The organism is Streptomyces sp. NPDC088354 (assembly GCF_044753585.1).
In the GTDB taxonomy this organism is placed as follows: Bacteria; Actinomycetota; Actinomycetes; order Streptomycetales; family Streptomycetaceae; genus Actinacidiphila.
The window spans coordinates 25473-39662 of the sequence record NZ_JBIVNJ010000005.1 but is presented as its reverse complement, the minus strand read 5'-3'; the positions used below and the strand labels follow the sequence as shown (position 1 = coordinate 39662).

At 71.8% G+C, this 14190-nt stretch carries 13 protein-coding genes; 6 read left to right on the top strand and 7 right to left on the bottom strand.

Annotation, left to right across the window (positions count from 1 at the left end):
- Positions 1-47: 47 nt before the first annotated feature.
- From ACIP98_RS10330 to ACIP98_RS10315, 4 genes are read right to left on the bottom strand one after another with little or no spacing between them, the layout of a single operon-like run.
- Entirely contained in the window at positions 48-1160 is a 1113-nt protein-coding gene (locus ACIP98_RS10330) for an ABC transporter ATP-binding protein (protein WP_401974896.1), read from the bottom strand.
- 8 nt (positions 1161-1168) lie between these two features.
- Positions 1169-2005, bottom strand: a complete 837-nt coding sequence (locus ACIP98_RS10325; RefSeq protein WP_401974895.1) for an ABC transporter permease — start codon at positions 2003-2005, stop codon at positions 1169-1171.
- Positions 1993-2883, bottom strand: coding sequence for an ABC transporter permease subunit (locus ACIP98_RS10320; protein WP_319659189.1), 891 nt, complete (start codon positions 2881-2883; stop codon positions 1993-1995). The genes ACIP98_RS10325 and ACIP98_RS10320 overlap by 13 nt, the downstream gene beginning before the upstream one ends.
- An 8-nt stretch (positions 2884-2891) precedes the next feature.
- Positions 2892-4043, bottom strand: a complete 1152-nt coding sequence (locus tag ACIP98_RS10315) for an ABC transporter substrate-binding protein (RefSeq protein ID WP_319659190.1) — start codon at positions 4041-4043, stop codon at positions 2892-2894.
- Positions 4044-4311: 268 nt separating this feature from the next.
- On the opposite strand from ACIP98_RS10315, the gene ACIP98_RS10310 reads away from it, so the two are divergent.
- Complete coding sequence (locus ACIP98_RS10310) at positions 4312-5079, top strand: GntR family transcriptional regulator (protein ID WP_319659191.1); 768 nt, start codon at positions 4312-4314, stop codon at positions 5077-5079.
- On the opposite strand, the gene ACIP98_RS10305 is transcribed toward ACIP98_RS10310, so the two are convergent.
- Positions 5054-6442, bottom strand: a complete 1389-nt coding sequence (locus tag ACIP98_RS10305) for a HAMP domain-containing sensor histidine kinase (RefSeq protein WP_319659192.1) — start codon at positions 6440-6442, stop codon at positions 5054-5056. The genes ACIP98_RS10310 and ACIP98_RS10305 overlap by 26 nt on opposite strands.
- Positions 6443-6453: 11 nt before the next feature.
- A complete protein-coding gene (locus ACIP98_RS10300) occupies positions 6454-7167 on the bottom strand; it encodes a response regulator transcription factor (RefSeq protein ID WP_401974890.1) in 714 nt (237 codons plus the stop codon).
- Between the two features lie 304 nt (positions 7168-7471).
- On the opposite strand from ACIP98_RS10300, the gene ACIP98_RS10295 reads away from it, so the two are divergent.
- The 5 genes from ACIP98_RS10295 to ACIP98_RS10275 all read left to right on the top strand — a co-directional run bounded on the left by ACIP98_RS10295 (position 7472) and on the right by ACIP98_RS10275 (position 12581).
- Positions 7472-8248: an amino acid ABC transporter ATP-binding protein gene (locus ACIP98_RS10295; RefSeq protein ID WP_319659194.1), complete on the top strand. Its 777-nt coding sequence runs from the start codon at positions 7472-7474 to the stop codon at positions 8246-8248.
- Positions 8249-8274: 26 nt separating this feature from the next.
- Entirely contained in the window at positions 8275-9192 is a 918-nt protein-coding gene (locus ACIP98_RS10290; protein WP_319659195.1) for a glutamate ABC transporter substrate-binding protein, read from the top strand.
- A 135-nt stretch (positions 9193-9327) separates the two neighbouring features.
- Positions 9328-9975 carry an amino acid ABC transporter permease gene (locus tag ACIP98_RS10285; protein WP_401974886.1) on the top strand — a complete coding sequence of 216 codons (648 nt, stop codon included), beginning with the start codon at positions 9328-9330 and terminating at the stop codon, positions 9973-9975.
- Positions 9972-10820 (top strand): amino acid ABC transporter permease, encoded by an 849-nt coding sequence (locus ACIP98_RS10280; protein WP_319659197.1) that lies wholly within the window; start codon positions 9972-9974, stop codon positions 10818-10820. Before ACIP98_RS10285 ends, ACIP98_RS10280 begins: the two co-directional genes overlap by 4 nt.
- 105 nt (positions 10821-10925) lie before the next feature.
- Positions 10926-12581, top strand: a complete 1656-nt coding sequence (locus ACIP98_RS10275) for an FAD-dependent monooxygenase (RefSeq protein ID WP_401974883.1) — start codon at positions 10926-10928, stop codon at positions 12579-12581.
- Positions 12582-12620: 39 nt separating this feature from the next.
- Here the strand turns inward: ACIP98_RS10275 and rny are convergent, their stop codons facing one another.
- Complete coding sequence (gene rny / locus ACIP98_RS10270; RefSeq protein ID WP_401974880.1) at positions 12621-14114, bottom strand: ribonuclease Y; 1494 nt, start codon at positions 14112-14114, stop codon at positions 12621-12623.
- Positions 14115-14190: the final 76 nt, after the last annotated feature.

The window sequence follows — 14190 nt, the reverse complement described above, 5'->3', positions numbered from 1 at the left end:
AACGGGGTGTGGGGGGATGGGCGGTGCTGTCGGCGGTGCGGTCGGGGTCAGGCGGCCCGCGCGGCCACCAGGACGGGGCGGTCGGGCAGGGACAGGGAGACGGGCGCGCCGGGCGGCAGCACGGCGGCCTCGGTGCTGGGCAGGTCGGCCTTGACGTCGGTGCCGTCGGGCAGCCGGACGGTCACCCGGGTCACCGCGCCGAGGAAGGCGGTCGCCACGACGTGCGCGTCGCCGGTGGGGTCGGCGGACACGGTCACCGCCTCGGGACGCACCAGCACGTCGACCTCGCGGCCGCCGGAACCGTGGGAACCGTCGGCGGTGCCGCTCTCGGCGGGCAGACGGCGGCCCAGGACCTCGACGTACCCGTCGTCGGCCAGGTGGCCCGGAATCCGGCTGTTGGTGCCGACGAACTCGGCGACGAAGGCGGTCGCCGGGCGGTCGTACAGCTCGGCGGGGGCGGCGCACTGCTCCAGGCGGCCGGCGTTCATGACGGCGACGCGGTCGGCCATGGACAGCGCCTCCTCCTGGTCGTGCGTCACGAACAGCGTGGTGATGCCGAGTTCCAGCTGCAGGCGGCGGATCTCCTCCCGGAGGTTGGTGCGCACCTTGGCGTCCAGGGCGCTCAGCGGCTCGTCCAGCAGCAGCACGCGCGGCCGCAGCGCCAGGGCGCGGGCGAGCGCCACGCGCTGCTGCTGGCCGCCGGAGAGCTGGTGCGGGAAGCGGTCGGCGTGGCTCGGCAGGCCGACGAGCTCCAGCAGTTCGGCGGCGCGCCTGCGGCGCTCGGCGGTGCCGACCTTGCGCATGCGCAGCCCGAAGGCGACGTTGTCGACGGCGCTCAGGTGCGGGAAGAGGCTGTAGGACTGGAAGACCATGCCGGCGTCGCGGCGGTGCGCCGGGGTCGAGGTGACGTCCTTGCCGTCGACGAGGACCTGGCCGGAGTCGGGGTGCTCGAAGCCCGCGAGCATGCGCAGCGCGGTGGTCTTGCCGCAACCGGACGGGCCCAGCAGGGCGAGCAGTTCGCCGGGCTGCACGGTCAGGTCCAGCCCGTCCAGCGCGGTGGTCGCGCCGAAGGACCGGCGCAGCGCCCGGAACTCGACGGTGGCGCCGCCCGCGGTGCGCGGGGCGGCGTCGGTGGGCGGGGCGGGGACGGTGTCGGTCATGGTGTCGGTCACTCCTGGGAGGCGGTACGTGTCGAGGAACGGCGTCCGCTGAACGCGGTCAGTGCCAGCAGCAGCGCCCAGGTGACGAGCAGGCTGAGCACCGATACGGCGACGGACAACTGGGCCTGCGAACCGCTGGCGGTGACGATCCACACGGCGAAGGGCTGGAAGCCGAGCAGCGAGGCGACGGTGAACTCGCCGAGCACGAGGGCGAGGGTCAGGAACGAGGCGTTCAGCAGCGCCCCGCGCAGGTTCGGGAGCACCGCGTTGACCAGGGCGCGCGGCCAGCTCGCTCCGCAGGAACGGGCGGCCTCCACCAGGGTGCGGACGTCGACCGCCCGCAGGCCGGCGTCGAGTGCCCGGTAGACGAAGGGCAGCGCCATCACGACGTCCGTGAGGACCAGCACCACGGGGAAGTCCGGGTTCTGGACGGCCACGAACGTCTGGAACAGGGGCGTGCTGGACAGGTACTCCGGGCCCCAACCCAGCACGGTGCGGACACCGGCCACCAGGGCGATCGGCGGCACGACCAGCGGCAGCGAGCAGACCACCTCGACCACTGGGCGCAACCGCGGCGCCGACAGCCGCAGCGCCACCATGGCGGGGACCATGAGCAGCAGCACGACCAGGACGGTGGCGGCGGCCAGCTCCAGGGAGAGCAGCAGGCTGGTGGTGAAGCCCTCGGCCGCGAAGATCTGCCCGTAGGCGTCGAGGGTGAAGCCCTGGCCGGGGACGTCCACGGTGAAGATCGCCGAGGCGGCCAGCGGCATCAGGAAGTAGATCGCGGCGAAGGCGAGGACGACTCCCCGCCAGGGCCGCAGTCGTGCGGTGGTCACACGAGCCATCGCGCGCTCCGTCGTTGCAGGGGCAGGTAGATCGCCATGACCAGGCCGGCGACGACGACCATGTCGAGACTGAGCGCCAGGCCGACGTTCTCCTGGCCGACCAGTACGTTTCCGGAGATGGCGTCGGCGATCTGCAGGGGAACCAGCGGCACCGAGCTGCCGACCATGGCGGCCGCGGTGGCGTACGCGGCGAAGGCGCTGCCGAAGAGCAGCACGAAACCGCCGAGGAGCGAGGGGGCCAGCACCGGCAGCGCCACGTGCCGCCAGTACTGCACGCCGGTGGCGCCGTTGTTCTGGGCCGCCTCACGCCACTGGACCCGCAGACCGTCCAGCGCGGGGGTCACGGTGAGCACCATCAGCGGGATGAGGAAGTACAGGTAGACGATCACCAGGCCCCAGAAGCTGTAGAGGTTCCAGCCCTTGTCGGCGAGGCCCAGCCGGCGGGTGAGGATGCCCGAGTTGCCGAGGGTGGCGACGAAGGCGAAGGCGAGCGGCACGCCGCCGAAGTTGGCGAGCACGCCGGAGGCGGTCAGAACGGCCTCGCGCAGCGCGCGGAAGCGCGAGGTGACCACGGCCTGCGCGAGCAGCAGCCCGCACACGGTACCGATCGCCGCGGAGAGCGCGGACAGCTTGACGCTGCCCCACAGGGCGGTCAGGTAGGCACCCTGCAGCGAGTGCGTCAGGTTCGCCGTGGTGTACGAGGAGGCCCCGGTGGCGGGGTCCTTGACCGTGAAGGCGCCGTTCAGCATGGCCAGGGCGGGGGCCCCGAAACTGATCGCCACGAAGACGAGCAGCGGGGCCACCGCGAGCCAGCCGGCGGGGCGCCGCCGCGCCGGGGTCTTCTCCCCGGCGTCGGCGGGCGCGACGGTGGCTGTCATGAGGTCGGTCATCCGGTGACGGCCTTGGCCCAGCCCTGGGCGAGGACGTCCTTGGCCTTGGCCTGCTGGTCCTCGGTCGGGAAGGACGGGGTGCCGGTGACCGGGGGGAGCGCGGCGGCGGCGGCCTTGTCGAGGGTGCCGGCCGTCTCCATGGCGGACATCAGGACGGGGCGGGCGAAGCCCTTGAGCCACAGGTTCTGGCCCTCGGCGCTGTAGAGGTACTCCTGCCACAGGCGTGCGGCCGCGGGGTGCGGGGCGTCCTTGTTGATCGCCTGGGAGTAGTACTGGGCGTACTTGCCGTCCTCGGGGACGGAGACCTTCCAGTCCAGGCCCTTGCTGGCGAACTCCTTGGCGTAGCCGGCGTTCAGGTAGTCCCAGTCGATGGAGATGGGCGTCTCGCCCTTCTCGACGGTGGCCGGGGTGGACTCGACCGGCGTGTAGTTGCCGTTCTTCTTCAGCTTGGCGAAGAAGTCCAGGCCGGCCTGGATGTCGTCGAAGGAGCCGCCGTTGGCCAGGGCCGCCGCGTACACGCCGCCGAAGGCGGAGCCGGACTTGGTCGGGTTGCCGTTCAGGGCCACCTGGCCCTTGTACTCGGGCTTGAGCAGGTCGGCGAAGGTCGTCGGGCAGGCCTTGACCCGCTTGGCGTCGCAGCCGATGGAGACGTAGCCGCCGTAGTCGTTGTACCAGCGGGCCTGCGCGTCCTTCTGGGCGGCCGGGATGTCGTCGAAGGAGGCGACCTTGTAGGAGGCGAACAGGCCCTGCTGCGCGCCGCTGACCGCGAAGGAGCTGCCGAGGTCCAGGACGTCGGGGGCGCGGTCCTGGCCCTTGCGGGAGGTGACGGCGTTGATCTCGTCCTGGCTGGCCGCGTCCGGGGTCTCGTCGTTGATCTTGATCCCGTACTTCTTGGTGAAGCCGTCGATCAGCTCGCCGTAGTTGGCCCAGTCGCGGGGCAGGGCGATCGCGTTGAGGGTGCCCTCCTTCTTGGCGGCGGCCACAAGGGCGTCCATGCCGCCGAACTCCTCGGCGGAGGTCGCGGTGGCGGCGCTCTTGCCGTCGGCGGAGGTCTGGGTGGAGGGGGCGGAGCCACAGGCGCTGAGGGCCAGCGCGGTCAGAGCAAGACCGGCGGCGACGGACGCCGCCTTCGGGAGGGACGCGGGCACGGATGTCTCCTGGGTAGGGGTGTCGGGTCCTGGGCGACCAGGACCGGCATCACTTGTTTGAACAAGTTGCCCCCAGTAGGCCCGGCATCCATGTCCTTTCCGTGAACGGGGCGAGAACCCCGGACAGCGGCCGGAGAACAGTACGCCGCTGATGACAACGGATCTGCGCTGCCGGCAAGTTGACCCATACCCCTGCGACGGCCCCGGTCCGGCTCGTCTACGCTGACCCATGTTGTGCGCAGACAACGAATGAACGGAAGGGGACGCGGTGACGGCGCGGCACGAAGAGATCGCCGAGGAACTGCGGCGGGCCATCGACGACGAGCAGTACACAGTCGGTGCCCTGTTGCCCCCGGAGACCGAACTGGCCGCCCGCTACGGCGTCTCGCGCGGCACGGTGCGGCAGGCGATCGCGGCGCTCACCACCGAGGGCCTGATCGGCTCCCGGCAGGGGGCCCGCCGGGTCGTCCTGGCCAGCCGGCGCAGCCAGAGCTTCGCGGAACTGCGCAGCTTCGCCCAGTGGGCCCGCGCCATGGGCCGCGCGGCCTCCGGCGAGGTGGTCTCCTCCGAGACCCGGCCGGCCGACACCGAGGACGCCGCGCGGCTGCACCTGCGCCCGGGCACCGAGGTGCTGTACGTGCTGCGCGTGCGCGGTCTGGACGGCGAGCGCGTCCTGGTCGAGCGCACGGTGTACGCGGACTGGATCGCCCCCGCGGTGCGGCGCATCGAGCCGGGCTGCGAGTCGGTGACCCAGCGGCTGTACGACGACACCGGCCTGGTCTTCGCCTACGGCGAGCACCTGATCGACGCCGTCGCGGCGGGCACCAGGGACGCGGAACTGCTCGGCCTGCGGCGCGGCAGCCCGCTGCTGCGGGTTCGGCGGGTCACGACGACGCAGAAGGGCCGCCCGGTCGAGTGGTCGGACGACCGCTACCGCTCGGACGCCGTCAACTTCAGCATCCACAACTCCATAGGCTCCAATCCGCTGGCCCGGCAGGCCGGTCCGGGCCTCAGGGAGCCGTTCGCGGCACGGTGAGCGTCACGCGCAGTCCGTGCGGCTCGTTCGGGGCGTAGGAGATGCCGCCGCCGCCCTGGGTCAGCAGGACCCGCGCGATGGACAGGCCCAGACCCGAGCCGTCCACGTTCTGGTGGAGCGGACTGCGCCAGAACCGGTCGCCGATGCGGGCGAGTTCGTCCGCGCTCAGGCCCGGGCCGCCGTCGGCGACGGTGACCTCGACCCGGCCGGGCCGGACGGCGACGGCGGTGCCGACGCGGACCCGTTCACCGCGTGGGGTGAACTTCAGGGCGTTGTCGATGACGGCGTCCAGGGCGCTGGACAGCGCGATCCGGTCCGCCCACCCGGTGGCCGCCGCGACGCCGTCGTAGGACAGCTCCACGCCCTCGCGGTCGGCGACCGGCCGCCAGGCCTCCACGCGTTCGGCGGTGAGGGCGGCGACGTCGGCGAGGGCGAGGTGGGCCTCGGCGTGCTCGGCGGTGGCCAGCCCGAGCAGGTCGTCCAGCACCGAGGCCAGGCGCTTGCCCTCCTCCTGGACCGAGGCGATCTCCTCGTGGCCCTCGGGGAGTTCCAGCCCCAGCAGCTCGATCCGCAGCAGCAGCGCCGACAGCGGGTTGCGCAACTGGTGCGAGGCGTCGGCGACGAAGGCCCGCTGCTGGTCCAGCACTTCCTCGACGTTGTCGGCCATCTCGTTGAAGGAGCGGGCCAGCCGGCGCAGTTCGGGCGGCCCGCCGGCGGCCGCGACACGGGACTTCATGCGCCCGGTGGCGATGTCGTGGGTAACCCGGTCCAGCACCCGGACCGGGCGCAGCACCCAGCCGGTGAGCCGGAAGGCGGCCATCACGGCGACCGCCATGGCGGCGAGTTCCCCGGCCGCCAGCAGCAGCCAGCCGCGCAGGATGCGCGAGCGCATCGCGCCGGTCGGCGAGTCGGTGAGCACCACCGCGACGACGTCGCCGTCCCGCACCACCGGGGAGGCGACCGGCAGCCGGCGGTGCTGCCAGGGCCAGATCTGCCGCGGGTCGTGGCTGCGGCGCCCGGCCAGCGCCTCGCGGTACGCGGTCCTGGCCTCGCCGCCCTCCGGCAGCCGCCAGCCGGCCGGCGCCGAGGCGATCGGCCGTCCGTCGCGGCCGAAGACGCCGGCCCGGATGCCGTAGACCTGCTGGTACTGCAGCAGGTCGGCCTTGAGGGTGCCCTCCCGCTCGCCGCCGGTGTCGGTGTTGACGTACTGGGCGAGCGCGGCGAAGCGCGCGGTGTCGTCGATGCGGTCGACGACGACCCGCTGCTGCTGGGCGGCGGCCAGGCTCGCGGCGAGCGGGAAGCCGAGCGCCAGCAGCACACCCGCCATGAGGACGATGAGCAGGGGGAGCAGCCGGGTGCGCACCGCGCGCGCCCCTAGGAGGACGGCACGACGAGCCGGTAGCCGACCCCGCGCACGGTCTCGATCAGGGAGGGCAGGCGCAGCTTGGAGCGCAGCGACGCCACGTGCACCTCGAGGGTGCGCCCGGTCCCCTCCCAGCTCGTCCGCCACACCTCGCTGATGATCTGCTCGCGGCGGAACACCACACCGGGCCGCTGCGCGAGCAGCGCCAGCAGGTCGAACTCCTTGCGGGTGAGCGCCACCGGCTCCTCGTCGACGGTCACCTTGCGGGTGGCCGGCTCCAGGCAGACCGGCCCGAGCCGGATCGGCCCTCCGTCCGCGACGGCCTCGCCGCCCTCGCCCTCGACACCGGGCCCCTCCTGCGCCTTGCGGCGGCAGACGGCGTGGATGCGGGCGAGCAGCTCTCCGGTGTCGTACGGCTTCACCACGTAGTCGTCGGCGCCGAGGTTGAGCCCGTGGATGCGGGAGCGCACGTCGGCGCGGGCCGTGACCATGATCACGGGTATGGCGGTGCGCAGCCGGATCCTGCTGCACACCTCGAAGCCGTCCTGGTCGGGCAGGCCGAGGTCGAGCAGCACCACGTCGTAGGCCGGACCGTGGTCCGGCAGGAGCGCGTGCAGCGCCTCCTCGCCGCTGCGGGCGTGGGTGACCTGCAGCCCGTGCTTGGCCAGCACGGCGGACAGCGCGGCGGCGACCCGGTGGTCGTCCTCCACGAGCAGCAGCCTCATCCGTTCACCTCCCGCCGTCGGGCCTTCGCGTTCCGGCCATGATGACCCATCCCCCCGCATCCACGCGGATCGGCGACGCGCGCGTCAAGCCGCTCCGGGCGCCGCGGCCCGACTGTTACGGAGCCGGTACGCTCCACCGGCCGGCGCGCTCACCCAGAGTGCAGGAATTGTGCCCTTCGGTAATCGGATCGTGATGCTCAAGTTCCCCTCAGATCGGGTGACTCGGTTCCCCCGATGTCAATAGGGTCGATCTTCAAGGTCTGGTCAACCGATGAGTCAACCGACGAGGATGGAGCACACGCCGATGACGGAGGTTCCGGTGACCGAGGACGCCAGGCCCACGGCCGACGCCCTGGTCGTGCTGGAGGGCGTGAACAAGCACTTCGGCGCTCTGCACGTGCTCCAGGACATCAACCTGACCATCGGACGCGGTGAGGTGGTGGTGGTCATCGGCCCGTCCGGGTCGGGCAAGTCGACCCTGTGCCGCGCCGTCAACCGGCTGGAGACCATCGACGCGGGCCGCATCACGATCGACGGCCGGCCACTGCCCGCGGAGGGCAAGGAACTCGCCCGGCTGCGCGCCGACGTCGGCATGGTGTTCCAGTCCTTCAACCTCTTCGCCCACAAGACCGTGCTCGAGAACGTGACACTCGGGCAGATCAAGGTCCGCAAGGCCGACAAGAAGGCCGCCGAGGAACGCGCCCGCACCCTGCTGGACCGGGTGGGCGTGGCCAGCCAGGCGGACAAGTACCCGGCCCAGCTCTCCGGCGGCCAGCAGCAGCGCGTCGCCATCGCCCGCGCGCTGGCGATGGAGCCGAAGGTGATGCTCTTCGACGAGCCGACCTCCGCGCTCGACCCGGAGATGATCAACGAGGTGCTGGAGGTCATGCAGCAGCTCGCGCGCGACGGCATGACGATGGTCGTCGTCACCCACGAGATGGGCTTCGCGCGGTCCGCCGCCAACCGGGTGGTCTTCATGGCCGACGGCCGGATCGTCGAAGAGGCGACGCCGGACCAGTTCTTCAGCAATCCCCGGAGCGACCGGGCCAAGGACTTCCTTTCGAAGATCCTCCACCACTGAGGTTTGCCGACCTAAGGATGATGACGATGAGGTTCCGTACCACTGCCGCCGCCGGACTCGCCGTCCTGGCGCTGACCGCGACCGCCACCGCGTGCGGCAAGGAGGGCTCGCCCTCCTCCAGCGCGCCCACGGGCGGCTCCAGCAGCGCCGCCGCCGCCGAACTGCCCTCGTACACCGTCAAGTCCGGTGTGGACCTGGCCGGCTCCAAGACCTGGGACCGGATCAAGAAGGACGGCAAGCTCGTCATCGGCGTCAAGGCCGACCAGCCGAACCTGGGTTACCAGGACCCGGGCAGCAAGAAGTACTCCGGCTTCGACATCGAGATCGCCAAGATGGTCGCCGCCGACCTCGGCTTCGACGAAAACAAGATCGAGTTCAAGACGATCCAGTCGGCCAACCGCGAGACCGCCATCTCCGGCGGCCAGGTCGACTACTACGTCGGCACCTACACGATCAACGACGAGCGCAAGAAGCAGATCTCCTTCGCCGGCCCGTACTTCGTCGCGGGCCAGGACCTCCTGGTCAAGAAGGGCGGCGGCATCAAGAGCACCGACGACCTCAAGGGCAAGAAGGTCTGCTCGGCCACCGGCTCCACCTCCATCCAGCGCATCAAGGACGGCGGCTACGGCGCCAAGACCGTCGAGTACGACTCGTACTCGCTGTGCGTGCAGAACCTCGCCTCCGGCCAGGTCGACGCGGTCACCACCGACGACGCCATCCTCAAGGGCTACGCCGCGCAGGACCCGGCCAACCTGGAGGTCATCGGCAAGCCGTTCTCCGAGGAGCCCTACGGCGTCGGCCTGCTCAAGGACGACACCGTCCTGCAGAAGGCGATCACCGAGGCCCTGAAGAACCACGAGGACAACGGCGACTGGAAGAAGGCCTACGACGCCACGCTCGGCAAGTCCGGCGTGAGTGCCGAGATCCCGCAGCTCCAGTCCTGACCCTCCCCCCTGCGGACGGGACCCGGCCCTGACACGGGTCCCGTCCATCCCCCGGCACAGCCCGAGCGTGATGCGCCGGCGGCCCGGTGCGGCCGCCGGCGCACCCCTTTTCGGAGAATCGGTTTCGGAGAATCGATGAACGTACTGCTGGACAACTTCGCGCTCTTCCGCGAGGGGTTCCTCGGCACGGTCGAGCTGACCGCGCTCAGCGGGGCGATCGCCCTGGTGCTCGGGGTGATCATGGCCGCGTTCCGGGTGTCCCCCGTGCCGCCGCTGCGCTACTTCGGCGCCGTGTGGGTCACGCTGCTGCGGAACACCCCCCTGACCCTGCTCTTCTTCGTCGCGGCACTGGTGCTGCCCCGGCTGGGGCTGAACACCTGGAGCTTCTTCCAGCTCGCCGTGCTCGCCCTGAGCTGCTACACCTCGGCCTTCATCTGCGAGGCGGTGCGCTCGGGCATGAACACGGTGCCGCTGGGCCAGGCCGAGGCCGCCCGCAGCCTCGGGATGACCTTCACGCAGACCCTGCGGCTGATCATCCTGCCGCAGGCCACCCGCACGGTCCTGCCGCCGCTGGGCAGCCTGCTCATCGCGCTGGCCAAGAACTCCGCGATCGCCGGCGGCTTCAGCGTCTTCGAGCTGTTCAGCGTCCAGAAGACGCTCGGCGAGAAGGGCTACAACATCTTCGTCATCTTCATCTGGGTGGCGATCGCGTACCTGATCATCACCTTCTTCATCAGCGCCGTCTTCCGGCTGCTCGAGACCCGGCTGGCGGTGGCCCGATGAGCGCGAACGTCCTCTTCGACGCCCCCGGCCCGCGGGCCAGGATCCGCAACCGTGCCATCGGCGCGGTCGCCGCGCTGGCCATCCTCGCGCTGCTGTGGTTCGTCTACCGGCGGCTCGACGACTCGGGGCAGTTCGCCTCGTACCTGTGGGAGCCGTTCCAGTACGCCGACATCCAGCAGCGGATCCTCGACGGCCTGCTCGCCACCTTGAAGGCCTTCGCGCTGGCCGTGGTGCTCTCCCTGCTGCTGGGCGCGCTGCTGGCCACCGGCCGGCTCTCCGACCACGCGCCCGTGCGCTGGGTGGCCACCGTCGTCGTGGAGTTCTTCCGCGCGATGCCGCTGCTCATCATGATCTTCGCGCTGTACGTGGGCGTCTTCACCTCCGCCCCGCTGTGGGCCCTGGTGATCGGCCTGACCCTCTACAACGGCTCCGTGCAGGCCGAGATCTTCCGGGCCGGCATCAACGCCGTGCCCAAGGGGCAGCGCGAGGCGGCGTACGCCATCGGCCTGCGCAAGACGCAGGTCATGGTCTCCGTGCTGATCCCGCAGGCGGTGCGGGCGATGCTGCCCTCGATCATCAGCCAGGTGGTGGTCACCCTCAAGGACACCTCGCTGGGCTACATCATCACCTACGAGGAACTGCTCTACACCGGCAACCTCATCGCCAAGAACAGCGCCGGCTTCCCCTTCATCCCGATGATCATCGTGATCGGGCCGATCTACATCGCGATGTGCCTGGCCCTCAGCGCGCTCGCCAACTGGATCGAACGGCGGGGCCGCCGCAGCCGCAAGGGTGCCCCGCCCAAGGCCGGTGACATCAAGGCCGTGGAGGCCGCGGCGGAGTGACGGTGCGCCAGGCGCACCCCCCTCGGCCAGGTGTCGTCACTTGACGCACGCACCCGCAGTGGGTTGCATACGCAATGTGACTGCACATCTTCCCGGGACCGCACCGTGGACCCGGTGATCATCGCGGGGGCGGGTCCGACCGGACTCGCCCTCGCTCTCTCCCTGGCGCGGCACGGCGTGCCGAGCATCGTTCTCGACGAATACGACCACGCGCCCTCACCGTCCCCGGAGCGCACCGCCGTCCTGACCCCGGAGACCGCATCCCTGGTCGCCCGGCTCGGCCACACCCGCGTGTACGAGGACGGCGCGACGTGGACGGCCTGGCGGACGCTGCGGCGCCGCCAGGAGACGGTCCGCGTCGAGTTCGGCACCGAGGGGCACAGCGGTCAGGGCCCCTCTCCCCTGCACATCACCCAGGAGCGGCTGGAGCACGGCCTGCGCGCCGCGATCGGCGCCCAGGCCCTGGCCCGGCTCGTGCCCGGGGCGCACGTGGACGCCGTGGAACAGGACGACTCCGGGGTGAGCGTGCGTACCCGGGGCGCCAACGGCACCTGGTGGCGCGGCAGTCACCTGGTCGGCTGCGACGGGCCGCGCTCCACGGTGCGCAAGCTGCTCGGGGTGCGCTTCCCCGGCCGCACCGCCGTCGACCGGCACGCGGTCGCCGCGCTGAAGGTCGCACTCCCGGACGAGGGCGTGGCCCTGCTGCACCGCGAACCCCCGGGACCGGGCGCGGGGCCGGAGGTGACGGCGCGTCCGCTGCCGGACGGCGTGTGGCGGCTCGACTGGCTGCTGCCCGCCCGCGGCGCGGACCTCACCTCGGACGAGTTGGTGTCCCGCGTCCGGGGCACCCTCACGGCCTGGTGCGGAAGCGTTCCGCCGTACGAACTGCTGGGCTCCGCCGAGTACCCGGTGCACCAGCGGCTCGCCCGGCGCTGGCGCGCGGGACGGGTCTTCCTCGCGGGCGACGCGGCCCACCTGACGGGCGCGCTCGGCGCGCAGAGCGTCGAGGAGGGCCTGCGGGACGCGGACAACCTCGGCTGGAAGCTGTCGCTGGCCTGGCACCACGGGGCCTCCGACACCCTGCTCGACAGCTACCAGGCCGAACGGCGGGGCGCCGTCGGTGCCCGGCTGCGCGCCACCGACCAGGTGCTGCCGCTGCTGCGGGCCAACGGCGTCTGGCACACCGTCCGCCGCTCGGTGCTGTCCGGCTCCGCCCGGCGGTACGCCGAACTCCTCACCGACAGCCACATCGGCCGCGGTCCCCTGGGGGCCTCGCCGGTCTACGCCCGGTCCCCGCTCGCCCTGCCGGCGCCGCGCGGCTCCGCCCCGCCCTCCGCCGGCGGCCCCGCCGACGCGCCGTCCCCGCTGGTCGCCGCCTGCGCCACACCGCCCGGCGGCGCCGTGACCGACGTCCCCGTCACGGCCCTCGACGGCACCCAGGGACATCTGTACGAGCACCTGGGGCGGGACCTGCTGGTCGTCCTCGTCGCCCCCGGGACCGGTGTGTGGGAGAGCCGGCACTGGCTCACCGCGGGCCTGATGCCTCGACTCGCCAAGGCGGTCTCCGCTCTCCCCCAGCGCGCCGAACTCCTGGTCACGGACGCCTATCCGGGCTCCACGGCGCACAGCGTGCTCCTGATCCGCCCCGACGGCCACCTCGTCGCCGTGATGACCGGCTGCCGTCCGACCGAGCTGTACGCCTACGCCGACCTCGCCCGCGGCGGCCCCCCGTCACCGGTCGAGGACCCCGTCCCGCACTGAGCGGCGGTCACCGATTCGCCGGTTCTCCGGTTCGCCCGTTCAGCGGGCGAACTCGGTGGCACGGGACTCGCGGACCACGGTGATCCGGATCTGCCCGGGGTAGGTGAGTTCCTCCTCGACCTGTTTGGCGACGTCGCGGGCGATGACCTGGGCCTGGATGTCGTCGACGTCGTCGGGGCGTACCATCACCCGGACCTCGCGGCCGGCCTGCATGGCGAAGACCTTGACGACACCTGGCTGGGCCGCGGCGATCTCCTCCAGGCGCTTGAGGCGGCGGACGTAGTTCTCCAGGGACTCGCGACGGGCGCCGGGGCGGCCGCCGGAGATGGCGTCGGCGGCCTGGGTGAGGACGGCTTCGACGGTGCGCGGGTCGACCTCGTTGTGGTGGGCCTCGATGGCATGGACGACGTCCTCCGACTCGCCGTGCCGGCGCGCGAGGTCCGCGCCGATGAGGGCGTGGCTGCCCTCGACCTCGTGCGTGAGGGCCTTGCCGATGTCGTGCAGCAGGGAGCCGCGCTTGACCGGGGCGGGCTCGACGCCGAGTTCGGCGGCCATCATGCCGGCGATGTGCGCGGACTCCAGGAGGTGGCCGAGCACGTTCTGCCCGTACGAGGTCCGGTAGCGCAGCCGCCCGAGCAGGGTGACCAGCTCCGGGTGCATGTCGGTGATGCCGACCTCGGTCAGCGCGTCCTCCCCGTGCCGGACGCACAGCTGCTCGACCTCGGCGACCTTGCGCTCGTAGACCTCCTCGATACGGTGCGGGTGGATGCGGCCGTCGGTGACCAGTGCGTCCAGCGCGAGGCGGGCGACCTCACGGCGCACCGGGTCGAAGCAGGAGAGCAGCACCGCCTCGGGAGTGTCGTCGATGATCAGATTGACGCCGGTGATCGCCTCGAAGGCCCGGATGTTGCGCCCCTCGCGGCCGATGATGCGGCCCTTCATGTCGTCCCCGGGCAGCTGCAGCACGGAGACCACGGACTCGGCGGTCTGCTCGGTCGCCACCCGCTGGATCGCGGCGGCCACGATGCGCCGGGCCCGCTCCTCCCCGCGGTCGCGGGCGGCGCGCTCGATGTCCCGTACCGTCAGGGCGGCCTCGCGTTTGGCCTGCTGTTCCACAGAGCGGATCAGGTCGCCGCGGGCCTCGGCCGAGGTGTAGAGGGCGACCCGCTCCAGGACGGCACGCCGCTCGTCCTCCAGCCGGTTCACCTCGGCGCGGCGGCGGTCCAGCTCGTCGCGCTCGTCGGCCAATTCACGGCGCCGCCGGTGCAGTTGCTCGGACTCGGCGTCGATGCGGGCCTCGCGGTCGATGAGCCGCTGTTCGCGACGCTCCAAGTCGGCCCGGATCTCCCGGACTTCCTCCTTGGCGGCGGCCCGGATCTCCCGGGCCTCGCGCTCGGCGGCCGTGCGGAGCCGCTCGCGCTCCGCGCGCAGCCGCAACAGCAGCGCGAACGAGATGACAGCGGAAACGACGACGACCGTGACGGAGACGGCCACGACAGTGAGTACGGATCCGGTCCCCAGCGCGATGCCCATGGCACCAACTCCCGTGTCTGCGAGGCCACGATCCCTCACCTCACCAGTTGTGAGGCTAGGTCGACTCAGAGGCACG